This window comes from Stenotrophomonas sp. SY1, assembly GCF_021202945.1.
Lineage (GTDB): Bacteria > Pseudomonadota > Gammaproteobacteria > Xanthomonadales > Xanthomonadaceae > Stenotrophomonas.
The window spans coordinates 154590-176176 of the sequence record NZ_JAJOYR010000001.1 but is presented as its reverse complement, the minus strand read 5'-3'; the positions used below and the strand labels follow the sequence as shown (position 1 = coordinate 176176).

General features: G+C 66.3%; 17 protein-coding genes. 7 read left to right on the top strand and 10 right to left on the bottom strand.

All coding sequences use genetic code 11. The features are described 5' to 3' along the window. Nucleotides 1–305 precede the first annotated feature (305 nt). Nucleotides 306–818 (top strand): hypothetical protein, encoded by a 513-nt coding sequence (locus tag LR961_RS00665; RefSeq protein ID WP_232146506.1) that lies wholly within the window; start codon nucleotides 306–308, stop codon nucleotides 816–818. A gap of 166 nt (nucleotides 819–984) precedes the next feature. Here the strand turns inward: LR961_RS00665 and plsB are convergent, their stop codons facing one another. The 4 genes from plsB to LR961_RS00645 form a co-directional block, all read right to left on the bottom strand. Beyond that, nucleotides 985–3618, bottom strand: coding sequence for a glycerol-3-phosphate 1-O-acyltransferase PlsB (gene plsB, locus LR961_RS00660; RefSeq protein WP_232146505.1), 2634 nt, complete (start codon nucleotides 3616–3618; stop codon nucleotides 985–987). Next, the gene (locus LR961_RS00655; RefSeq protein ID WP_232146504.1) at nucleotides 3618–4595 is read right to left on the bottom strand and encodes a hypothetical protein; all 978 of its coding nucleotides are present in this window, start codon (nucleotides 4593–4595) and stop codon (nucleotides 3618–3620) included. The genes plsB and LR961_RS00655 overlap by 1 nt, the downstream gene beginning before the upstream one ends. A gap of 333 nt (nucleotides 4596–4928) precedes the next feature. Next, nucleotides 4929–5657: an orotidine-5'-phosphate decarboxylase gene (pyrF, locus tag LR961_RS00650; protein ID WP_232146503.1), complete on the bottom strand. Its 729-nt coding sequence runs from the start codon at nucleotides 5655–5657 to the stop codon at nucleotides 4929–4931. Then, the gene (locus LR961_RS00645; protein ID WP_232146502.1) at nucleotides 5654–6556 is read right to left on the bottom strand and encodes a 5'-nucleotidase, lipoprotein e(P4) family; all 903 of its coding nucleotides are present in this window, start codon (nucleotides 6554–6556) and stop codon (nucleotides 5654–5656) included. The genes pyrF and LR961_RS00645 overlap by 4 nt, the downstream gene beginning before the upstream one ends. Nucleotides 6557–6711: 155 nt before the next feature. Between LR961_RS00645 and LR961_RS00640 the strand changes: the two genes are divergently transcribed. Together LR961_RS00640 and LR961_RS00635 are read left to right on the top strand one after the other, a co-directional pair. Next, a complete protein-coding gene (locus LR961_RS00640; protein WP_232146501.1) occupies nucleotides 6712–7380 on the top strand; it encodes a DUF480 domain-containing protein in 669 nt (222 codons plus the stop codon). A 480-nt stretch (nucleotides 7381–7860) separates the two neighbouring features. Beyond that, nucleotides 7861–9939 (top strand): IgaA/UmoB family intracellular growth attenuator, encoded by a 2079-nt coding sequence (locus tag LR961_RS00635; RefSeq protein ID WP_232146500.1) that lies wholly within the window; start codon nucleotides 7861–7863, stop codon nucleotides 9937–9939. A gap of 39 nt (nucleotides 9940–9978) precedes the next feature. On the opposite strand, the gene LR961_RS00630 is transcribed toward LR961_RS00635, so the two are convergent. Continuing rightward, nucleotides 9979–10314, bottom strand: a complete 336-nt coding sequence (locus tag LR961_RS00630; RefSeq protein WP_232146499.1) for a hypothetical protein — start codon at nucleotides 10312–10314, stop codon at nucleotides 9979–9981. Nucleotides 10315–10405: 91 nt separating this feature from the next. On the opposite strand from LR961_RS00630, the gene LR961_RS00625 reads away from it, so the two are divergent. Together LR961_RS00625 and LR961_RS00620 are read left to right on the top strand one after the other, a co-directional pair. Beyond that, complete coding sequence (locus tag LR961_RS00625; RefSeq protein ID WP_232146498.1) at nucleotides 10406–10852, top strand: nuclear transport factor 2 family protein; 447 nt, start codon at nucleotides 10406–10408, stop codon at nucleotides 10850–10852. A 276-nt stretch (nucleotides 10853–11128) separates the two neighbouring features. Then, nucleotides 11129–12343 carry a DUF3667 domain-containing protein gene (locus LR961_RS00620; protein ID WP_232146497.1) on the top strand — a complete coding sequence of 405 codons (1215 nt, stop codon included), beginning with the start codon at nucleotides 11129–11131 and terminating at the stop codon, nucleotides 12341–12343. 12 nt (nucleotides 12344–12355) lie between these two features. Here the strand turns inward: LR961_RS00620 and rlmF are convergent, their stop codons facing one another. From rlmF to LR961_RS00605, 3 genes are all read right to left on the bottom strand, one after another. Further along, nucleotides 12356–13351 carry a 23S rRNA (adenine(1618)-N(6))-methyltransferase RlmF gene (rlmF, locus tag LR961_RS00615; RefSeq protein ID WP_232146496.1) on the bottom strand — a complete coding sequence of 332 codons (996 nt, stop codon included), beginning with the start codon at nucleotides 13349–13351 and terminating at the stop codon, nucleotides 12356–12358. An 87-nt stretch (nucleotides 13352–13438) separates the two neighbouring features. Further along, nucleotides 13439–14113, bottom strand: coding sequence for a dTMP kinase (gene tmk, locus LR961_RS00610; protein WP_232146495.1), 675 nt, complete (start codon nucleotides 14111–14113; stop codon nucleotides 13439–13441). 262 nt (nucleotides 14114–14375) lie between these two features. Next, on the bottom strand, nucleotides 14376–14855 hold the full coding sequence (locus LR961_RS00605) for a hypothetical protein (RefSeq protein ID WP_232146494.1): 480 nt from the start codon (nucleotides 14853–14855) through the stop codon (nucleotides 14376–14378). 187 nt (nucleotides 14856–15042) lie between these two features. Here LR961_RS00605 and LR961_RS00600 point away from each other — a divergent pair, with 187 nt between their 5' ends. Both LR961_RS00600 and LR961_RS00595 read left to right on the top strand, forming a co-directional pair. Continuing rightward, complete coding sequence (locus tag LR961_RS00600; protein WP_232146493.1) at nucleotides 15043–17526, top strand: DEAD/DEAH box helicase; 2484 nt, start codon at nucleotides 15043–15045, stop codon at nucleotides 17524–17526. Next, nucleotides 17523–18752, top strand: coding sequence for a ribonuclease H-like domain-containing protein (locus LR961_RS00595; protein WP_269670520.1), 1230 nt, complete (start codon nucleotides 17523–17525; stop codon nucleotides 18750–18752). The genes LR961_RS00600 and LR961_RS00595 overlap by 4 nt, the downstream gene beginning before the upstream one ends. Nucleotides 18753–19306: 554 nt before the next feature. Here LR961_RS00595 and LR961_RS00590 read toward each other — a convergent pair. Both LR961_RS00590 and LR961_RS00585 read right to left on the bottom strand, forming a co-directional pair. Then, entirely contained in the window at nucleotides 19307–21136 is a 1830-nt protein-coding gene (locus LR961_RS00590) for a M56 family metallopeptidase (protein WP_232146492.1), read from the bottom strand. A gap of 3 nt (nucleotides 21137–21139) precedes the next feature. After that, nucleotides 21140–21526: a BlaI/MecI/CopY family transcriptional regulator gene (locus tag LR961_RS00585; protein ID WP_232146491.1), complete on the bottom strand. Its 387-nt coding sequence runs from the start codon at nucleotides 21524–21526 to the stop codon at nucleotides 21140–21142. Nucleotides 21527–21587: the final 61 nt, after the last annotated feature.

The following is a 21587-nucleotide window of genomic DNA, read 5'->3' as shown; positions in this document are numbered from 1 at the left end:
ATTCACACACGGCCGTACCCGCAACTGCCCCAGCCACGGCAAGCGGCATCGACGGCCTGTTCAACGGCAACTCGTGCGCACGCATGACAACCCCCTGTCAAGCCCTGGCTGGGAGTGTTCCTGCTTTTCCGGATGGGATCAACTGGCCCTTCCCTTCCGCGCGAAGGGACGTGTGCCATGGAAACCACGGGGGCAACGGTGCGTAGGGACTGCACGACCGCAATGACGGCCATCACCGCTGGCGACGAGTCGGGCGGAAGGCCGCGCACGCACGTTGGAACCGCTGCGGACTCGGCCCCCTGAACATGGCCCTCAGGCGCGCGCCCTATCTGTTGACCGCGTTGCTGACGCTCACCGCGACGGCGCCATCGCAGGTGCAGGACGCGCCATTGCGCTCGCACAAGGATGGGCTGACGAAACAGCCGGATCGCGCCGAACAACAGAAGCCGCCCAAGTCTTCAACCACGCTTCCCGCGTCACGGCAACGCACCCCATCCAGCAGCGGATCGACGGCGCAGCAACACATGCAGCACAAGGCCGAACAGAATCTGCGCGAGAGCTTCCATGGCGGCGCGATGTCCTGCGCAGGTGGCGGCAAGGCAGTGCTCTATCTGCGCAGCGCCACGCCTTCCAGAAGCGGATGCGATGTCCGTTTTGAAGCCCGCTGCCCGGGCACCCGCGAAGGCACGGGCACCCGCTTCGGACGCGACAACTACGTCGGTGCCAGTTGCAGCCTTGCCGACAGCGTCCGCATCGGCCCGATGCGCTGCGCGCCGGCACAGGTACAGATCCGCATGACGCACGCCCGTTGCGGCTGAGCTGACTAGCTGCCGGGAAGGCGATGCCGGACCCAGACCGGCCCGCGCTCACGTCCGCCAGATATGAAACGACCAGGCCTGCCGCCTTCGCGGTGGTGCCTGGTCGGTTGCATGACCACGCTCAGCGAGTGCGGCCCGATGCCACAACTCGCAGCACCGCCCGGCCTCAGCCCGGCGTCGGCGGTTCGGCCGGCTTCACCGCTTCCGGGCTGACCCGTTCGATGGTGTGGCGCAGTTCGCGGCCGAGGATGAACTTGGCATCCTTGGCCCAGGCGTCCAGGCGTTCGTCGAACAGCAGCTTGGAGTTCTGGTCCGGCCAGACCAGCTTGAGTTCGCGCAGCTTCTGGATGAAGCCACGGAACAGGGTCTTGTCGAAGAACTCCGGCGCGGCCGGCGCGTACAGCAGGCTCAGGCGCTGCGCGGCCTGCTGGCACAGGCTTTCCAGTTCAGCCGCACCCAGCGTGCCCGGGCCGTTCTTCACCAGCACCGAAATGGCGATGTAGTAACGCTCGAAGGCCTGTTGCAGCGAGTGGCCGATGGCACGCAGGCGGAACACTTCGTCGGTCTGGCCGGTACTGCGTGCCAGCATGCCGCCGTCGTCCTCGCCGACCTGTTGCAGCAGGCCCTCGCGCACGAACACATCGATGGTCTGGTCGATGCGCGCGGCGAATTCGTCCTCGCTCCACGGCAGGAACAACTCGGCTTGCAGGAACGGATACAACACCCGGCCCAGCCGCAGCAGTCCGCCGCGGCTCATGCGGCGGTTGTTCTGGAAGCAGCACGCCACCCACGACGAGGCCGTGAACAGGTGCAGCACGTTGTTGCGGAAGTAGCTCAGCAGCACCGCGGTGTCGCCGCTGACACTCAACACGTCGCCCAGCGGGTGCTTGATGCGGGTGAGGACGTTGATTTCCTCGGCGTGGGCGATGATGCGCTCGGGCGAATGCGGGGTGACCGTGACGCGGTCGGAGTACGGCATTTCAACCAGCAGCTTCTTGCACAGCTCGATCTGCGCGATCAGGTCGGCTTCGCCCATCGCGTGCTTGGGCGTGGACAGCAGCGCCAACGCCAGCAGGTTGATCGGATTGACGTCGGCCGCGCCATTGATGCGTACCTGGATCTGCTCGGCCAGCGTATCCACCGTGCCGGACAGCCAGCTCGGCTTCTCGTCCTCGGACATCGGTTGGCCGTCCCACTCCGGCGCCATCCTGGCCAGCACGTCGTTCAGTGCGATCGGCTCGCCGAAGTTCACCACCACCTGGCCGTAGTTCTGCTTGAGCACCTTGGGAATGCCCCACAGCAGTGCCCAGATCGATTCCTTTTCCTTGGGCCGGCCGGTCAGTTCGTCCAGGTAGCTGTTGCCCTCCATCAGCTTTTCGTAGCCGATGTAGATGGGCTGGAACAACACCGGCTTGCGCGGCTGGCGCAGGAACGCGCGCAGCGTCATCGAGATCATGCCGCCCTTGGGCTGCAGCAGGCGGCCGGTACGCGAGCGCCCGCCTTCGACGAAGTATTCAATCGAGTAACCGCCGGCCACCAGCTGCGCGACGTACTCGCTGAGCACCGCCGAGTACAACGCGTTGCCCTTGATCGAGCGGCGGATGAAGAACGCGCCGCCCTTGCGCAGCAGCGTGCCCACCACCGGCAGGTTGAGGTTGATGCCGGCCACGATGTGCGGCGGCACGATGCCGCGGTCGTACAGCAGGTAGCTCAGCAGCAGGTAGTCCATGTGGCTGCGGTGGCTGGGCACGTAGACGATTTCGTGCCCGGGCGCGGCTTCCTTGAACTTGTCCAGGTGATGCACCAGCACGCCGGCATAGATGCGGTTCCAGACGTGGCTGAGCATGAAGCTGGCCGAGCGCACCACCGGGGTGGAGTAGTCGGCGGCGATCTCCCAGGCATAGCCCTGCGCCTTCTTCCAGGCGTCGGTGGTCTTGGAGTTGTCGCGCTTGGCCTGGATGGCGATGGCTTCGCGTACCGGGTCCGCTTCCAGCACCTTGTCCACCAGCAGGCGGCGGGTGGAAAGGTCCGGGCCGATGATCGATTCACGGATACGGCGGAAGTGCGTGCGCAGCACGCGCTGCAGCTTGCGCACGGTGCGCTCGGGCTCCAGGCCTTCGGCCACGGTGTCGCGCAGCGATACCGGCGGGGCGAAACGGACGATGGTGTCGCGGCCGTTGAGCAGCACCGCCAGCAGGCGGCGGAAGCGGCCGACCAGCGCCCAGTTTTCCGAGAACAGCACCGCGAACCAGCCGCTCTGCTTGTCCGGCGCACGGCCGACGAAGATCGACACCGGCACCAGGTGGATGTCCAGCGCCGGGTTGGCGCGATGCGCCTGCAGCAGCTTGGCCAGCGAGTCGGAGTGGGTCTTGGCGCCGCGCTGCTCGGGAATCAGCGCGCTGTTGCTGGAGCGCCGCGACAGCGCCACGTAGGCGCGCTTGCGCCCGGTGGGGTCGCCGGCCAGTGGCACCAGCGGCGAAGGCAGGCCGGCATCGCGGCAGGCCTTGTCCAGGATCAGCGCGTTGGACAGGCCGTAGTTTTCCAGCACGTACACGACCGGGCGGCCGTCGTCGTATTCACCGGCCTGTTCCGGTTCGATCTTCAGGCCCAGCCACGGCTCGATCAGCTTGCCCAGCAGGCGCGCCCACAACGGGCGACGGCCGGCGGCACGGGCATGCGGCGCGCGCGCGTCGGCGCCCGGCACGATGGCAGCAGGAGGGGTGGCCGGCGCATTGGCGTCGTCCGACGGAAGGAGTTCGCCCTGTTCGGGCCGGGATTTCTGTTTCGACATCGGCGTCATTATGGCTTAGCCGCTGTATCCGCGTTGCCAGGGGTCTGCGACGCTGCTGCCTCGGCTTCAGCGGCCGCTGTGGCCGCCACCGCGTCGGCCTTGACCTGCTCGGCAGCGCGCGCGGTGGCCAGCACCGCATCGGCTTCGGCCAACGTGCGCGCCGGATACCAACGTTTGTCGCGCCGCACCAGGGCCAGTTGCAGATCCACGTCCTTGCCGGCCAGCGGGTATTGCACACGCACCACGGCGTTGTCGCCGTCCTGGCTGATCAGGCCGGTACGCATCTGCTCCACGCTCTGGTCCAGCTCCAGCCCGTAGCTGGCCAGCACCTGCTTGATGGCCCCGGCGAACGGCCCCAGCCGTTCCAGGCTGGCGCTCATGCCCGCCTGCTGGAAGGCCGCCTCGCCGGCCAGGCCGGTCGCGCGGGCGGCGCTGGTAAGGGTGGTGATGTTGGTCCTGGCCAGCTTGGCATCGGACAGCGGCGCCGCCTGCGCCCAGTCGCTCAACGCCTTGACCAACTGCACGTAATGCGCGCGTTCGGCCGGGGTGTAGTCGCCCTGATGGGTGATGTACTGCTCGCCGAACAGGCCCAATGAATGCGCGGCCTGCCGGACTGCGGCGGACTGGCCTTCGAACTGCGCCCGGAAAGCGCGTTGCAGCTGCTGCTCGGCGCCCTTGTCCGACAGGGTGGCCAGCAACGACGGCAGCTTTTCGTCCAGCGGCAGCTCGGTCAACGGCCAGCGGCTGTGGCCTTGGGCCCAGGCGGTTTCCAATTCGGCGTATTGCGCCGGCGGCACTGCCGCCTTGGCATAGCCGAGCAGGTCGTTGTGGCGCAGGTGCTGGGCCAGTTGCCGCACCGTCGCCGCCGGTTCGGTGCCGGCACCGGGCAGGGGTTCCGCATCGCGCTTGCAGCCGGCAAGCAAAGCCACCGTGCATACGGACAGGAACACCAGGTGCTGGCAGGTACGTAATGAACGGCGTGGCATGGCGTCGTTGGTCCTCCCCTAAGGCCGGGGCATCTTGAGGCCAGCCCGGTGACAGCGGCAAGCACGGGCGTCACGGGGCGGGAATGGCGGCCTGTAGTGCCACGCCATGCCCGGCAGGAGCATTACCGGAAAAGCGCCCGCCAAGCATGGCCCGGCGCTACCAACCCCCAACCCGGCACCAAAAAAAAGAGGCCGCCCCGTTGCCGGTGGCAGACCTCCTCAAGCCGGCACAGGGCCGGTGGACTGGTTTGACGCATCGCCGGCAAGGCCGGACGGAACGTAGCCTACGCGCCAGATTCAGTTAATGCAACACTTGATAAATAACATTTCAAGTTATTGATTTTGTTCAAATACGTTAGAAATTTCCTGTTGAATCAACAGCGCTGCGGCACGCGGGTCGGGCGCCAGGCGGATCGGTCGGCCAACGACGATGGCATCGGCACCATCGGCAAAGGCCTGGGCCACGCCCACCGTGCGCTGCTGGTCATCACCCACCGGGCCGCCAGGGCGGATACCCGGACAGACGATGGAGAAACCGGCACCGGTAGCGGCGCGGATCGGCGCGGCTTCCTGGCCGGAGGCGATCACGCCATCGATGCCGGCGCGCTGCGCGGCCAATGCGCGCTCCACGACAACGTCCACCGGCTCGCGGTCGATGCCCATCTGCGCCAGATCCGGGCGGCCCATCGACGTCAGCACGGTGACCGCCAGCAGGCGCATGTCCGACGTGTTGGCCGCGGCGGCGGCTTCCATCATCGCCGGGTGCCAGCCGTGGATGGTGCAGTAGCTCACCGGCCACTGCGACAGACGGCGAATGACGCCACCGATGGTGGCAGGAATGTCGAAGAACTTAAGGTCCACGAACACCCGCTTGTCGCGCCTGGCCAGTTCGTCCAGCACGTCGAAGTACTCGCCCGAGGCCAGCAGCTCCATGCCGATCTTGTAGAAGGACACCGAGTCTCCAAGGCGATCCACCCACTCGATGGCCTGGGCCTTGCCCGGCACATCCAGGGCGAAGATCAGCTTCTCGTCATTACGCAGCGGCAACGGGGCGCGGCTCATCGGGCCACCTCCAGCGCGTCGCGCTTTGCCGCATTGCGCAGGTCCGCCGGCAGCGACCATGCATTGTTGAACGAAGCCCCTTCCCAGCCGCCGTAGGTCGGGTTGGGCAGGATCCACCAGCGCGAGCCGATCCAGTCCTTGTGCTTGTCCAGCAGCGCGTCGCGTGCGGCGAGCGTGTTGTCCTCGACCTGCAGGAAGTCGGTGAACTGGTCGCCCACCTGCATCAGCACGCGGTACTGCTGCGCCACCAGCTGGCGGCGGCAGCCCTTCTCGCTGCCCACCTGGGTGCAACCCGGCACGTCGGTGCCCAGACCCAGATAGACGCTGTCATCGGCCACCGGGAAACCGACCCGGCGCAGGTTGGCCACGGTGGCGTCCTTCATCGCCGCGGTGCGGTTGCTGATGTAGATCATGGTCACGCCCTTGGATGCAGCCAGCTGTGCGAAACGTACCGCACCCGGCACGGCTTCGGCCTTGCGCTCATCCACCCAGGCTTCCCAGGTGGCGTCGCTGTAGCTGCCGCCGTCACGCACCAGCCGCGCCTGGTAAGGGGAGTTGTCCAGCACGGTTTCGTCCACGTCCACCACCACGGCCGGCTTCAGCTTGGCTGACTGGTGGTTGCCACCTTCCTCCGGCAGCAGCGCCGTCCAGCGGGCATCGGCCAGGGCGCGGTCCAGCTGCTGGCCGGCCAGCAACCAGGTCTGCAAGGCGCTGGCACGGTATTCCTGCGAGCGCTGCACCCACAACACGGCGTTGAGGTTGTCGTTGGCGCCATTGGCGGGGGCAACCACGGCCGCAGCCGTCGGCGTGGCGGGCTGCTGCACGCGGCCTGTCGAGGTGCAGGCGGCCAGTGACAACACGGCGCCGGCCAGCAGGGTGAAGGTGGGGAATCGGGACATGAAAACTACCGGGAATCTTCCAAAACCCGGCAAGTTTACCGGCTCAGGAGAAAAAACCGGGGTCAGAGTCGGGTTTGCCCCGGCAAACCCGACTCTGACCCCGGTTTTTTCTTCCTCGGCTATCCTTGCGCCCCCGCGTGACCGGAACACCGACGATGACCGACGACAGCCAGCAAGCCCTCAGTTTCCCCATCCTCGACGCCGCACAGGCGCGCGCGCTGGGCTGCCTGATCGAGAAGGAGGCCACCACCCCGGACGCCTACCCGCTCACCGTCAACGCCACCCAGGTGGCCGCCAACCAGAAGACCGCACGCGAGCCGGTGATGAACCTGGACGCAGGCAAGGTGCAGCACGCCCTGCGCCAGCTGGAAAACCTGGGCCTGGCGCGCCAGCACTTCTCCTCGCGCGCCGAGCGCTACGAGCACCTGGCCGGTATCAAGCTCGACCTGTCGCGCCAGCGCGTGGCCCTGCTCGGCCTGTTGTTGCTGCGCGGCCCGCAGACCATCGGCGAGCTGACCACCCGCAGCGAGCGCATGGCCAAGTTCGCCGACGCCGCCGACCTGCGCCACCAACTGGAGCGCCTGCAACAGCGTGGCCTGGTGGTGCAGCTGCCGCGTGCCAGTGGCCAGCGCGAAGACCGCTACATGCACCTGATGTGCGGCCCGCTGGACATGGAGGCGCTGGCGGAAACGTACCGATCGGCCCCGTCTGCGGCGGGCGCTGCGGACAACAGCGCACTGGAAGCGCGCGTGCAGCAGTTGGAAGCCACCGTGGCCGAATTGCAGGAGCAGTTGGCTGAATTGAAGGCGGCGGTTGGGGGTTGAATCACCACCGTGCGTGGCGCTTGTCCACAAGCACCGCCAATGGCGTGGCCGCGTGCGCAGAACAACGCTGCGATGCGCCGGCCACTTCATCCGAAGGCTCAGACGGCACATCCAGGATGTGCTGTCGATGAGAATCGACTGAAATTCCAGACCGGAATGCCCTGCATTTCCTGAACCACGCGCCTCATCACAGTCGGCGCAGCGAGCGCGGACATTTCCCTGCATCGCACATTGCGGCATCCCCGGAGGGAATGCAGACTAGCCACCGCCGCAAGCTGCTCCATTGGAGGGAGCCATGCATGACATGACGTCACGCGCCGTGGGCGCACTGCCTGTTTCATCACGTTCACAGCCCTCCCCTCCCTGCCGCCGGGACACGGGGAGCGCGTCATGATCCTGATGCTGAATCTCATCGTCCTGGGATGTGCACTGATCAGTGCCGTCATCTACCTGCTGCGGCGCAGTGACGACCGCAGTGCGTTGCAGGCGCTGCGCGGCACTCAGCCGATCCGCACGCTGGATGATGACGAACGGCAAGCCATGGAACCGCTACGGCGGGCACACCAGGTGAACTTCGTCAGTGGCCAGGTGTTTCGTCTCAGCGGCAATTATCTGCGCCACGGCATCTCCACCAATGGCGGCGAAACCATGCACGACACGATCGGTGGCGTGGAGGTACTGCTGCCGTTTGATGCGGCTTCGTTCCTGGACGCCCATAACGAAGCGGAAGTCGTCATCACCGCCAAGCACGCCGTCGTGGTTCGCCTCAACGGCTTTCACGTACTGGAGGGCCAGCGGCGCCAGCAGGAGCAGAACGCGCAGGAGCAGGCCTGGGAAGCCGGGCAGGCCATGACAACAGCCGGCGAGCCTCACTCGGGTGAACGGCAGACCCCGGACAGCCCCTTTGCCGATGATTCCAGAGACGTCCCCTTGGATACGGTTGAAATGCTCTCCCAGCGCAGGGAAACCGTGGAAGAAGCCGAGGAAGGAACCTTTAGCGACAAGGGCTTCATTGCCGCCTGGTTCTGGCTGCTGGGCTTCATGGTGCTGTACCTCACCAGTGGCCAACCGGCTTGGCCTTGGCTGGCAATTCCCTTCATGGCCGTTGCTATCTGGTTGCCACGGCGTGCGGCACGAAAGGCCGTCGACACCAGCGGCAGCGTCAACCAGTTGCATGGACCGCTGAACCTCATCATGGCCTCGGACCAGCACGGCAAGGTCAGCACCCACCTGCTGCTGGGCGAGTCCAGGCAGGTCGGCATGCCTGATCACTGGCTGCAATCCGGCCGTATCGCGTGGGGTCAGTCCATGCACATGGATGTCCGTACCCGGGATTCCCGGGTACTGGGCCTTGGCAGAGGCTGGTCGCTGACTGAAGAGCAGCGTCGCTTCCCGCGCATTCGATGGGGCCGGCACATCACGTTGCTGGGCGCCGCATTGATTGGCCTGTTGCTGGTCTCGCTCAACAGCGACAGCCTGGCAAAGGACATCAATCTCGCCCGCTTCAGCCTATTCGGGAGTGAGGTGCGAACCGACAGTTCCGCCGCGTCGCTGCAACAGAATCCGCCACGGCCTGGCGACCACATCCAGCTACAGGGCCTGGCGCACTGTGAGTTGGCGCTGGCTGAGCTGTCCGACAGCGCAGGCCTGGTCGTGTTGCCGGACTGCAGCCGCATGCGTTGGGGAGGGCAACCCGTGACCCTGCCCGAACTGGCTTTGCCCGAGCCGATAGCGCATCTGCAACGTGCCGACTTCCTCGAATCCGTCGAAGACCCGATGGCGCGAATGATGGACGCCATGCTGCCCAGGGGCGAGAACTCGATCGAGGCCATCCTTGCCAGGGCCAACCGTCCGAATGTCATTCTGATCGGGATGGCTCGCATGATCGATGCGGTCGAAGCGGCCTGCGAAACCGGACTGGAGGGTTGCCAGGCGCTGCAGACGGAACTCGTGGGCACTCTTGGTGCGCACCTTGATACCGACAGCAGCACTCCACTGAACAGCTGGCCGGTGCTGGCCCGCGAGGTTCGTCAACTGGCCGAATCGGATGACGACCACATGCGCACACGCAAGGAACGAATCCATGCGCTCCGCAGCATCATGCGTGCTTATGCCAACAGGCACCTGCTGCAACAACTGCAGACTTTGACTCCCCAGCTGTTGTCCGTACAGCAGGGTGGCGTGGTGTTGATCGCACCGCATGATCTCCAGGTCAGCACCAACGCGGAGGCCGATGATCCGCAATCAACCGACATGACCAACCTCTCGGAACGTTGGGAGCAGGCGCGCACACTCGCCGCACATGCCGTTCCCTTTGCTATCAACGGCGTGGTCGTGGACCGCCATGACGATGCCGGCGGATTGCGCCTGGAAGTGGACACGGCCACAGACACCAATCCCGTGGGTATCGCCTGGGTCAACACCCTTTGGCTCCTGCTGGCGATGACCCTGGTGATCTACCACGCGATGTGGCTGTATCGACGCATCCGCCAGGCACGCGCTCGTACGCGCGCCCTGGCCGAGGACATGCAGAAGCGTCCTGCGCCCGGGGGCATCTAGCGTCATCAGGTGCAACGGCGCATCCGCTTTGCCCTGCCGCTACAGAAGAAACAGCACCACCACCGGCACACCATTGAGCAGCATGCCAACGTAGCCCATCCACTCGTCGCGCTCCTTGCGCCAGCGCGAGGCGATGCCAAGACCAGTACCGATCACACCGCCGCCGATGGCCACGATCAGCCCGGCGGCCAGTTTCTCCAGACTGCCGTGGACCACGGATACCGCGATGAAACCGGCCAGCGCCGTGACGAAAGGCATCAGCAGCGACAGCAGGCCCAACCTGTGCGAGCGGTGGCTTGATCGTGGGGTGACATCCATCGGGCAGGGCATCCGTGCGGGTTGCGGCACACGGTAACGCATGGGCGAGGAACCCATCCAGCACCACCGGGCGACGGGATGACCACCGGCCCATTGACGGCTGGCTGGCGGCTGTCAGGCTTGCGCCACTGACGATCAGGAGTGGGCGATGACGATGCGGATGATCCAGGCATGGATGTTGGCAGGCCTGCTGCTGAGCGGAAACGCGGTGGCTGCTCCACCGGACGCGGCCACGCTGAAGGCCGTCGAAGCCACCGCCCACGACTACATGGACGGGCAACTGGAAGGCGACGTGGCGCGGGTGACGCGCGCGCTGCATCCGGACCTGGCCAAGCGCAACCTGGTGGCCAATCCCAACGAGACGCTGGGCCTGGGCCGGATGACCTCCGACGAGCTGATCCGCTACACCCGCGAAGGTGCGCTGAAGACGCCGCGCGCACAGTGGCAGCGGACGATCACCGTGCTGGCGGTGGACGAAGACATCGCGACGGTGCGTGTGGAGAGTCCGTGGTTCATCGATCACCTGCAGATGGGGCGCTTCGAGGGACGCTGGGTGATCGTCAATGCGCTGTGGCATCGGAAGCTGCGCAGCTGACCGGCTGGCAACGGCCCAGAAGCAGGAGCGCCCTCACCCCACCCCCTCTCCCATCCATGGGGGAGGGCTCATGATCTACACGCCGTGCGGCGTCTGCCACTGAACGCTGGCGGCCAAGCCGGCGGAAGCACGAGCCAGCCGGGGCGCGACGCCGATCAAGCGCCGCAAAGGGGAAGGGCTTCCCCTCCGCGACCGCATTGAGACCTGATGCTGAACGCTGCCGGCAAACACCGTTATCGTATGCGGCTTCCGCCAGCAGCCCGACCTGTCAGCCCCATGAGCCAGACCGACGCTTTGCCCGTTACCGAGCCGTCCGCTGTTGCTGTTGTCGAAGACACCCCGCATGCGCATGGCAGCTGCGAGAACTGCCATACCGCATTGCATGGCCATTACTGCCACACCTGCGGGCAGTCCTCGCACAATCCGCTCAAACATTTCGGGCATGCGGTCGAGGAAGTGTTCGAGTCGTTCTGGCATCTGGATGGGCGTATCTTCCGCACCCTGCGTGAGCTGCTGGTGCCCGGAAGGGTGGCGGTCAACTTCCTCAAGGGCCGCCGCGTTGGCTATGTGCAGCCGCTGCGGCTGTTCGTCATCCTCACCCTGTTTACCTTCTTTGTCGGCAAGCTGACGGTGCATGCCGACGACATCAGATTGAACAGCGGCGACAACGCGCTCTTTGCGACCGCTCAAACCGCGCAGGAAGTAGAGGCCATGCGTGTCGCACAGGTGGCCAAGATCGAAGGCCAGCATGGGGGTTCACCGACGGCCACAGCCGCCTTCGCCGTGGCGGTAGCCGCGGTGAATACAGCCGCCGCGCAACGCACCGCCGAATTGCAGCAGCAGGCGCAGCCTGCCGCGCAGGGCACCACTGAAGTCACGATCAACCGCGCGGCGCAGGCGACAGGCCGTGCCACAGAGCGGCATGGCGGCACCTTCTTCAACTCCGACATCAACGGCAAACCCTGGGATCCGGAGACCAACCCCGTCGTGTTCTCCAGCATGCCGCAGTTCGTCAACAACTGGCTCAACCGACGCCTGGCCAATGGCCAGGCCAACGTCGAGCGCATGGGGGGCAAGACCGACCTGTACGTACAGGCCGTCCTTACCGCGCTGCCCGGCGCGCTGTTCTTCCTGATGCCGCTCTTCGCGCTGGTGTTGCGGGCGGCCTACCTGGGCCGTGGTATCGGCTATCTGGAACACCTGGTGGTGGCGCTGTACAGCCATGCATGGCTGATGCTGGTGCTGCTGTCCAGCTTCCTGACCATGGGCATCACCCACGCAGCCGGCAGCCTGGTGATCAGCGCGCTTGGAAACCTTGTCATTGTGCTGTTGTGGCTGTCGGTGCCGGTGTATCTGTTGTGGATGCAGCAGCGCGTGTATGGCGGACGCTGGTGGGTGACGCTGTCGCGCTACGTGTTCATCGGCAGCATCTACTTCTGGCTGGTGGTGTTCGTGGTGATGTACGCGGTGCTGGCCGGGGTGTCGGCCTGATCTTCGGCCGGTTTACCCGACGCGCAGCGCGCCCCGGCGCACATCGGCGGCGTGGAACGTCCACGCCACGAAGCGGCTCTGCTTGTTGCCCTGGGCCATGGCGACCTCACGCACCTCGGCCGCGCCGGCCTTGGCCAGCTGCCGGTGCAGCTCAGGCAGATGTTCGCGCTTGGCCACCAGCGAGCTGAACCACAGCACCTGCGCCTGCACGTCCACGCTTTCGCGGATCATCCGGCGCAGGAACGAGGCCTCACCGCCGGTACACCACAGTTCGTTGGCCTGGCCGCCGAAGTTCAACGGCGGTGCCTTGCCGCGCACGGCCGGCGTGCCGCCAAGATTGCGTACCTTGCGCTGGCTGCCCTGCGCGGCCTCCTTGGCCGAAGCATGGAACGGCGGATTGCAAAGGGTCAGGTGGAAACGCTCTTCCGCTTGCAGCAGGCCGTTGAACAGCTGGCCGCGCGCATGCTGCTGCCGGAGTTCGATCAGCTGCCCCAGGCCATTGGCCTGCACATTGGCGCGGGCCGATTCCAGCGCAGCGGCGTCGATATCGCTGCCGACGAACGACCAGCCATATTCGGCCTGGCCCAGCAGCGGGTAGATGCAGTTCGCGCCCACGCCGATGTCCAGCACGCGCACCGCAGGGCCGCGCGGAATGGTGCCACCGGCATCGGCGGCAAGCAGGTCGGCCAGGCCGTGCAGGTAGTCCACGCGGCCGGGCACCGGCGGGCACAGGTAACCGTCGGGAATGTTCCAGTGCGCGATGCCGTAGTCGCTGGCCAACAGCGCGCGGTTGAGCTCGCGCACCGCGACGGGGTTGCTGAAGTCGATGCTCTCACTGCCCGCCGGGGTGCGGACCAGATGGGCACGCAGCGCCGGGTTGATGGCGACCAGCCCAGGCAGGTCGTAGCGCCCCTGGTGACGGTTGCGCGGGTGCAGGGACGGTGTCGCCGCCGCTGCTGGCTTGGCGGCGGTGCGGCGCGGTGATGGCCGATGGTGCGAGGAAGTCATGTGCGTATTAGACGCCAAGGCAGCCGCCGGCGGTCAGACAGCCCCGCAGGAGCGGTGGTTCGTGGCTTTCCGGAAAAACGACGGGCTTCAGTTGGCGCTGAGGCGTTCCAGCTTGCGGGTGTTTTCCGCGTTCATGCCACCGTCTTCGGCGATGCGCCGTGCCAGTGCGGCCACCGTGGCGGCGTGCACGTCGCGCAGCACCTCGGCCTCGCCCTGGCTTGCGTCGATGACCACTTTGCCGGGCAGTTCGAGCTGGTTGAAGATCACGCGGCAGCGTTCCAGGTTCTGCGCGGTTTCAAAATGGTTGGGCTTGTCGCCACGGGCGCGGATGCGCTCCAGGCCCTGCTCCGGGGCCAGGTCCAGCAACAGCAGCAGGTTCGGGCGCGGGGCGAAATCGTTGGCGTGCAGCATCTCGTCCAGCGGCAGGCCGGCGGCGCCCTGGTAAGCCACCATCGACGGGAAATAGCGGTCCAGGATCACCACATCGCCGCGCGCGAGCGCCGGCTGGATCACCTCTTCAACGTGCTGGCGGCGGTCGTGCAACAGGAATTCGACCTCCTGTTCCGGGCTCAGGCGGCCGGTGGCGGCGGTCTGGCGCAGGCGCGTGCCCCACGGACCGTTGGTCGGCTCCTTGCCCAGCACCACGCGTGCGCCTGCAGCTTCCAGAACGCGTGCCAGTGACTGGGCCAGGGTGGTCTTGCCAGCGCCATCAATGCCTTCAATGGCGATGAGCAGGCCGCCGGGAATCTGTTCTTTGATCATGGGCGCTACTTTAAACGCATGGGCTTGTTTGCGGGGTTGTGGCTGGCCGATGCGGGGGTGACGACTGGGGCTGGGTATGGCTTAGGATCCGCCGCTGGCCGGGGCGTTGATCGGATTTCGATGTCCTCTCACCCCAACCCCTGCTCCGCGGCCCCCGCTCTTGCGTTGGCGCAAGGGCGTTCGATGGGCGGCGAACCGGTGGTTCGTAAGCGGCCTCTCTCACCCCGTGAACGGGAGAGGGGCCTGATGCTGCGCCTTACGCTCAGCGCCCGTCGGCCGCGCAATCATCGCTTTCGCAGTATTGGTCGGCGCGTTGTTGCTGTTGCTCGGTCAGCCCAGGAGGCGGACGGGCGATGGCCGACTGGATCTGGTCGCGGCCATTGGTGAGCTTGTGCAGGCCCTTGGCAGCTGCCATCAGCCCGTAGCTGATGCCCATCAGCAGGTAGCCGCCGCCCTGGCTGATCTGCTCCGGCGTGGGCGGCTCGCTCCAGGATTTGCTGAAGCGGTTGGATTCGGCCTGCACCGGGTTCTTGAAGCGGTACAGGTCCAGCGGCTGGTCGTCCTCGGGTTTGAGCGCGCGGACCTCTTCCAGCGTGGTGACGTTGCCTTCGGTCCCGGCCGGTGGCCGCGACTCATCCGCCATCACGTCGGCCGGCTCAATGGCGGCATCGACCGTTGGCGGTTGCTCCGGCGGTACCTGCTGTGCCTGCGTCGAACCCGCCAGCATCATGCCGGCCAGCATTGCTCCCTGCCATCCACGTGTCGCCACCGCTACCGCCCTCTACCGTTGCCGGAATCAGCAGGATACGGATGCGGGCTTCAGATTTTGTTGCGCGAGTGCAGGCGTTCAGCCAACAGCCGCAAACCTGTCTCACAGACTGAGATCACTTTGTGCTTCCATGCCCCTCCTTTGATCGACAGTCGCGCGCATGGCGTTCTCCCTCGCTCCCCGCACCGAAGCCAGCGAACGGGCGCTGGCAACCACCGACGGCCTGCCTTCGCGTGACGGCTCGCTGCTCGGCAAGCGGCTGGCCAAGCGCTACAGCGACCGGGTCACCGGCAGCTTCACGATCCCGGGCCGCGAAGGCAGCTATGCACCGATCCCCGACGATGTGCCCGAAGCGCTGAAGGCCGCGCTCAAGGCGCGCGGCATCGAGCAGCTGTATTCACACCAGGCCGAGGCCTGGGACGCCAGCCAGCGCGGCGAGCATGTCGCCATCGTCACCCCCACCGCGTCGGGCAAGTCGCTGTGTTACACGCTGCCGGTGGTGAGCGCGGCGATGCAGGGCAACGCCAAGGCGCTGTACCTGTTCCCGACCAAGGCGTTGGCGCAGGACCAGGTGGCCGAGCTGCTGGAGCTCAACCGCGCCGGCGACCTCGGCGTGAAGGCCTTCACCTTCGACGGCGATACCCCCGGTGATGCGCGGCAGGCGATCCGCCTGCATGGCGACATCGTGGTCAGCAACCCGGACATGCTGCACCAGGCAATCCTGCCGCATCACACCAAGTGGGCGCAGTTCTTCGAGAACCTGCGCTACGTGGTAATCGACGAGATCCACACCTACCGCGGCGTGTTCGGCAGCCACGTCACCAACGTCATCCGCCGGCTCAAGCGCATCTGCGCGTTCTACGGCGTGCAACCGCAATTCATCCTGTGCTCGGCCACCATCGGCAACCCGCATGCGCATGCCGAATCGCTGGTGGAAGAGCAGGTGCATGCGATCACCGAGTCCGGTGCACCCACCGGGCCCAAGCATGTGCTGCTATGGAACCCGCCAGTGATCAACCCGGACCTGGGCCTGCGCGCCTCGGCGCGTTCGCAGGCCAACCGCATCGCCCGCATCGCGATCAAGAGCGGGCTGAAGACGCTGGTGTTCGCGCAGAGCCGGTTGATGGTGGAAGTGCTGACCAAGTACCTGAAGGACATCTTCGACAACGACCCGCGCAAGCCGGCGCGCATCCGCGCCTATCGTGGCGGCTACCTGCCCACCGAGCGCCGCGAGGTGGAACGCGCGATGCGCGCGGGTGACATCGACGGCATCGTCAGCACCTCGGCGCTGGAGCTGGGCGTGGATATCGGCGCGCTCGACGTGGTCATTCTCAATGGCTATCCGGGCAGTGTCGCGGCAACGTGGCAGCGCTTCGGCCGTGCGGGTCGTCGGCAACAGGCCGCGCTGGGGGTGATGGTCGCCAGCAGCCAGCCGCTGGACCAGTACGTGGTACGGCATCCGGATTTCTTCGCCAACGCCTCGCCCGAGCACGCACGCATTTCGCCGGATCAGCCGTTGATCCTGTTCGACCACATCCGCTGTGCGGCGTTCGAGCTGCCGTTCCTGGCCGGCGAGCCGTTCGGGCCGATCGACCCGCTGGTGTTCCTGCAGGCGCTGGCCGAAACCGAGGTGATCCACCAGGAAGGCGACCGCTGGGAATGGATCGCCGACAGCTATCCGGCCAATGCGGTGAGCCTGCGCGCGGTGGCCGATGGCAACTTCGTGGTGGTGGACCGCAGCGACGGAAAACAAAAGATCATCGCCGAAGTGGATTACTCCGCCGCCGCGTTGACGCTGTACGAAGGCGCCATCCACATGGTGCAGAGCACGCCCTACCAGGTGGAGCGGTTGGACTGGGAAGGCCGCAAGGCCTACGTCACCCGCACGCATGTGGACTACTACACCGACAGCATCGACTACACCAAGCTCAAGGTGCTGGACCGCTTCGACGGCAACGCTGCAGGGCGCGGCGATTCGCATCATGGCGAAGTGCATGTGGTGCGGCGCGTGGCTGGCTACAAGAAAATCCGCTACTACACACACGAGAACATCGGCTACGGCCCGGTCAACCTGCCCGATCAGGAGTTGCACACCACGTCGGTGTGGTGGCAGTTGCCGCAGGCCACGCTGCTGCGCAGCTTCGCGCAGAAGCAGGACGCGCTCGACGGTTTCCTCGGCGCGGCATACGCGCTGCACATCGTCGCCACGGTGGCGGTGATGGCCGATGCCCGCGACCTGCAGAAGGCGGTCGGCAACGGCGACGGCGCGTGGTTCGCGGTGGCCGACCAGACCGGTCGCGGCCAGCTGCGTGGCGTTGAGGGCGGCGAAGGCACGGTCGAGCTGATGCAGAGCTTTGTGCCGACCGTGTACCTGTACGACAACTTCCCCGGTGGCGTCGGCCTGAGCGAGCCGCTGTGGCAGCGTCAGGGCGAGCTGGTGCAGCGCGCGCTGGAACTGGTCGAGCGTTGCGACTGCACTGCCGGTTGCCCGGCCTGCGTTGGCCCGGTGTTGGCGGCGCAGGAAGAAGGTGACGGCATCACGCCGCGCTCGCTGGCGTTGCGGGTGTTGTCGCTGCTGTCGGCCGAACATTGCGAGCGGGTGCAGGCTGTCGTGATGGATGAGGCGCTCGATCTGCTGCCATGAGCATCAGTCTGGACAAGCTGAAGGCACTGCGGAGACAGGCAGGGCATGCGGACAAGCCGCCCCCGGCAGGCGCCCACGATGCTCCTGTAGGAGCGGCGTCAGCCGCGAAACCGGTGCCGGTGGAAGCCGAAGCCGTGTCTGCGGTTGCGGCAGGTTCTTCGCCGGCTGCGGATGCATTGTCAGCTTCGCGGCCAAGGCCGCTCCTACGAAAAGCGGGCAGTCCTCTTGTAGGAGCAGCGTCAGCTGCGAAGCCGGTGCAGGTGGAAGCCGAAGCCAAGCCTGCGGTTGCCGCAGGTTCTTCATCGGCTGCAGATGCATTGCCAGCTTCGCGGCCAAGGCCGCTCCCACATCAGGCAGAGGAAGGCGGCTCGGTGTTTGGCTGGGTCGAGAAGATCCAGCACAAGGCAACGCCGCCGCGTGCGCAGGACGGTGGTGCACTGCGTCGGCTGCTGGCGTCGCGCAATCGTGCGATTGCACCGGCGCCGCGCGCCGAACGCAGCGGCCCGGTGGACCGTGACCTTCCCGGCACCGTGATCGCGCCCGGCCTGCACCTGATCGAAGCGTTCCTGCCGCAGCCGATCCCCGCGCAGCCGCTGTCGCTGGCTTTCAGCAAACGACCGGAGGAGACCGTCGCTCCGTGCGACCTGCTGTTCTTCGATACCGAAACCACCGGCCTGGCGGGCGGCACCGGCACGCGCGCTTTCATGATCGGGGCGGCGGACTGGCATCGCGATGCCACGCGCGGCGAAGGCCTGCGCATCCGCCAACTGCTGATGTCCACGATGGGGGCGGAGAGCGCGATGCTGGACGTGTTCCTCGGTTGGCTGTCGCCATCCACGGTGTTGTCCAGCTACAACGGCCGCAGCTACGACGCGCCGCTGCTCAAGACACGTTACCGGCTGGCCCGTCGCGGCGATCCGATTTCCGCGCTGGATCATGTGGACCTGCTGTACCCCACGCGCCGCCGCTATCGCGGCAGATGGGAGAACTGCCGGCTGGCAACCATCGAACGGCAGTTGCTGCGCATCGCCCGCGAGGACGACCTGCCCGGTTCCGAAGCACCGGCCGCATGGTTGAACTACCTGCGCGGCGGCAGTGCGCGCAACCTGCGCCGTGTCGGCGAACACAACCACCAGGACGTGGTGACGCTGGCACAGCTGTTCCTGCATCTGGTGCAAGCCGAAGCCGATGAGCTCGCGGAGTTGGAGCTGGTGGGGCAGGACTGAAGACTGCCCGTTGGGCTTTGGCTTTTGGGCGCCATTCTTCTTCCGTTGCAGGAGGACAAACCGGCAGGATTGCCGGGTTGCACGGCGAAGCCGCCCGAAGGTGAGACGCAGCGATGTGTCGAATGCAGGTGCCCGCTGGGCGGAAGAGGGAGTGCGTACGTGCTGACTACCAGGGACTCTCGGTTCCTGTATTTCTGCTCCGCTCTGCCCTCTCCCCAACCCCTCTCCCGCAAGGGGAGAGGGGCTTCAAGAGCGAGCCCTCCTCCCGTACCGGCGAAGAGGTGAGTGCGTACGTGCTGACTACCAGGGACTTTCGGTTCCTGTATTTCTGCTCCGCTCTGCCCTCTCCCCAACCCCTCTCCCGCGAGGGGAGAGGGGCTTCAAGGGCGAGCCCTCCTCCCGTACCGGCGAAGAGGTGAGTGCGTACGTGCTGACTACCAGGGACTCTCCGCTCCTGTATTTCTGCTCCGTTCTGCCCTCTCCCCAACCCCTCTCCCGCAAGGGGAGAGGGGCTTGAAGAGCAATGCCTCAAAGCAACGCCTCAGCGCGCGTCCTCACCCACGAACCGGCTTGGCAACGCCATCGCGGATCACCTGCTCGATCAACTGCTCTGTCTCACGCTGTGCACGCACGCTGGCCGCCGCCTGCTGGCGACCCAGTTCGGCCTGCTGCCTGCCCAGTTCCGACTGCTGGCGCGACAGGCTTACCATCTCCGCGCGCATCTCCGGGTTATCCATTTCCTGCCTTGCCTGGGCCAACCTGCGACGCGCCTCCGCAGCCGCCTTGCGTTGCGCCTCGGTGCGTTCACCTCCGCTCAGCGCCAACTGTGCCTGCTCGCTGGCCAGTTCACCGATCCGCGCACCGATCTCGCCCATGCGCGCGCCGATCTCCCCCTGACGCTCGCCGAGCTCGCCCTGCTGATCACCGAGCTTGCCCTGCAGGTCACCCAGTCGCATGGTTTCGGCATGCACTTGCTGGAAGCGCGCCAGCGTGGCGGTGTCATGCACCACGTAATCCTTGCCGTCACGACGCAGCCACAACACACCGTTGCCATCGTCCATGCGTCGCACCCTGCGCAGGTCACCGACCGAGCCATTCATGATGCTGTGATCGCCCTGCAGCAACACGTAGGCATTGCGGCTGTGGTCGTTGGACAGGTGGATCACGCCCTGCGTGCTGATCGGTGCGGGCGGTGCAGCGGGGGCGGCAGGTGCTGCCGGAGGCGCGGGCGGCGCCGGTGGCACGGGCATGTCGTCGATGTCACCGTCGGTGTGGATCATCGTGTGCGTCACCGACTTGCCCTTCGTCGCCGCCACCGGAGCAGGCGAGGCCGGGGGTGCCGCTGGCACGGTCAGTGCCGGAGGGGCAGGCGGCGTGGGCGGCGCCGGCGGCACCGGCATCGCCACCAGCCGCAGCGGGATCACGCCCACCGCTGCCACCGCCACCAGGATCAGGCCCGCACCGATGCGCGAGAAGGAAGAGGTGTTCTGCAGCATGAGCAATCTCCGCTTGAGGCTGAGGAAGGTGGGTGATGCGCTGGCCAGGCCGGCACCAGGACGCGGTGCGACACCCAGTTGCAGCAGCAGGCGCCCATAGTGCTGGCGGCAATGGCGGTCACCGGCGACCACGGCGGCATCCACCGCGGCTTCGCGGGCGATGCCGTACTCACGCGCCGCCAGATGGATCAGCGGGTGGAAGAAGAACAGGTGCTGCGCCAGCGCCGGCACCAGGCCCAGCCACAGATCGTGGCGTTGCAGGTGCACTAGCTCGTGGGTCAGCGCCATGTCCAGATCGTTGTCGGCCATGCGCGGCAGGCCACGTGCCGGCAGCAGCAGTACCGGACGCCAGGGGCCGATCAACTGCGGCGAATCGACCGCGGCACTGAGCATCAACCGCGGTGCACGGCGCAGGCCATGCGCTTCGGCGGCAAGCTGCAGGGCCGCGTTGAGCTTGTGGTCACGGCAGGGTTCGGCGTGACGCAGCAAAGCGCGGCTGCCGCGCCAGGCGTTGTACGTGCGCAGCGCCATCACCAGCACGCCGGCGCCCCACAACGCCATCGCCACGAGCAGCCACGACCAGCCACTGTCCAACGGCAACGGGTTCATCACGATCAGCAGTGCATTGGTCGCCTGCGGTACAGCAGCTTGTGCCTGCTGCATCACCGTCACGGCCTCGGCCGCCGGCAGCACCGGCAACTCCAGCGGCGCGGCCCACAACAGGCCCACCACCGCCTGCACCGCCACCAGCCACCACAACGCGCATTGCGTGCTGGCCGGCAGGCGCTTGACGAAGCGGCACAAGGCCCACACCAGCGCCGTCAGCAGCACGGTCTGTACGCTGGTGGCCAGCAAGCGGTTGCCGAGCAGTTCGAGCATCGGGTTCATGGCTCAATCCTCCTTGCGCTGCGATTGCAGCCGGGCGACCAGCGCCTGCAGTTCGGCCAGTTCGTTGTCACTGACCTCGGCCTTCTCCGACATCCACGCCACGAAGGGCGAGATCGAGCCCTGCAGGGTCTTCTCGACGAAACTGCCGACCGCGCTGTTGACCACTTCATGCTGCTGCGCGGTGCTGTGGTAGCGATAGACGCCTTCGTGCGGCTGGCGTTCCAGATAGCCCTTGCCGCGCAGCCGCTCCATCATGGTCAGCACGGTCGAACGCGCCAGGCCACGAGCGTCGCCGAAGCTGGCTGCCACCTCGCCCACGCTGGTGGGTTCGTTCTCTCCGATGTACTGCAACAGGGCCAGTTCCTGGTCCCCGATGGTCTTGCGGCGCATGGCCGTCTCCGTGACTACAGTTGTCGCCACGGTAGGCATGACTACAAATGTAGTCAATAGT

Coding starts and splice junctions, on each gene's coding strand:
- LR961_RS00645 (WP_232146502.1), bottom strand. CDS start 6,556: ATGTCCCGATTCCCCACCTTCACCCTGCTGGCCGGCGCCGTGTTGTCA.
- pyrF (WP_232146503.1), bottom strand. CDS start 5,657: ATGAGCCGCGCCCCGTTGCCGCTGCGTAATGACGAGAAGCTGATCTTC.
- LR961_RS00605 (WP_232146494.1), bottom strand. CDS start 14,855: ATGCTGGCCGGCATGATGCTGGCGGGTTCGACGCAGGCACAGCAGGTA.
- LR961_RS00585 (WP_232146491.1), bottom strand. CDS start 21,526: ATGCGCCGCAAGACCATCGGGGACCAGGAACTGGCCCTGTTGCAGTAC.
- LR961_RS00600 (WP_232146493.1), top strand. CDS start 15,043: ATGGCGTTCTCCCTCGCTCCCCGCACCGAAGCCAGCGAACGGGCGCTG.
- LR961_RS00595 (WP_269670520.1), top strand. CDS start 17,523: ATGAGCATCAGTCTGGACAAGCTGAAGGCACTGCGGAGACAGGCAGGG.
- LR961_RS00640 (WP_232146501.1), top strand. CDS start 6,712: ATGACCGACGACAGCCAGCAAGCCCTCAGTTTCCCCATCCTCGACGCC.
- plsB (WP_232146505.1), bottom strand. CDS start 3,618: ATGACGCCGATGTCGAAACAGAAATCCCGGCCCGAACAGGGCGAACTC.
- rlmF (WP_232146496.1), bottom strand. CDS start 13,351: ATGACTTCCTCGCACCATCGGCCATCACCGCGCCGCACCGCCGCCAAG.
- LR961_RS00665 (WP_232146506.1), top strand. CDS start 306: ATGGCCCTCAGGCGCGCGCCCTATCTGTTGACCGCGTTGCTGACGCTC.
- LR961_RS00590 (WP_232146492.1), bottom strand. CDS start 21,136: ATGAACCCGATGCTCGAACTGCTCGGCAACCGCTTGCTGGCCACCAGC.
- LR961_RS00620 (WP_232146497.1), top strand. CDS start 11,129: ATGAGCCAGACCGACGCTTTGCCCGTTACCGAGCCGTCCGCTGTTGCT.
- LR961_RS00625 (WP_232146498.1), top strand. CDS start 10,406: ATGACGATGCGGATGATCCAGGCATGGATGTTGGCAGGCCTGCTGCTG.
- tmk (WP_232146495.1), bottom strand. CDS start 14,113: ATGATCAAAGAACAGATTCCCGGCGGCCTGCTCATCGCCATTGAAGGC.
- LR961_RS00655 (WP_232146504.1), bottom strand. CDS start 4,595: ATGCCACGCCGTTCATTACGTACCTGCCAGCACCTGGTGTTCCTGTCC.
- LR961_RS00630 (WP_232146499.1), bottom strand. CDS start 10,314: ATGGGTTCCTCGCCCATGCGTTACCGTGTGCCGCAACCCGCACGGATG.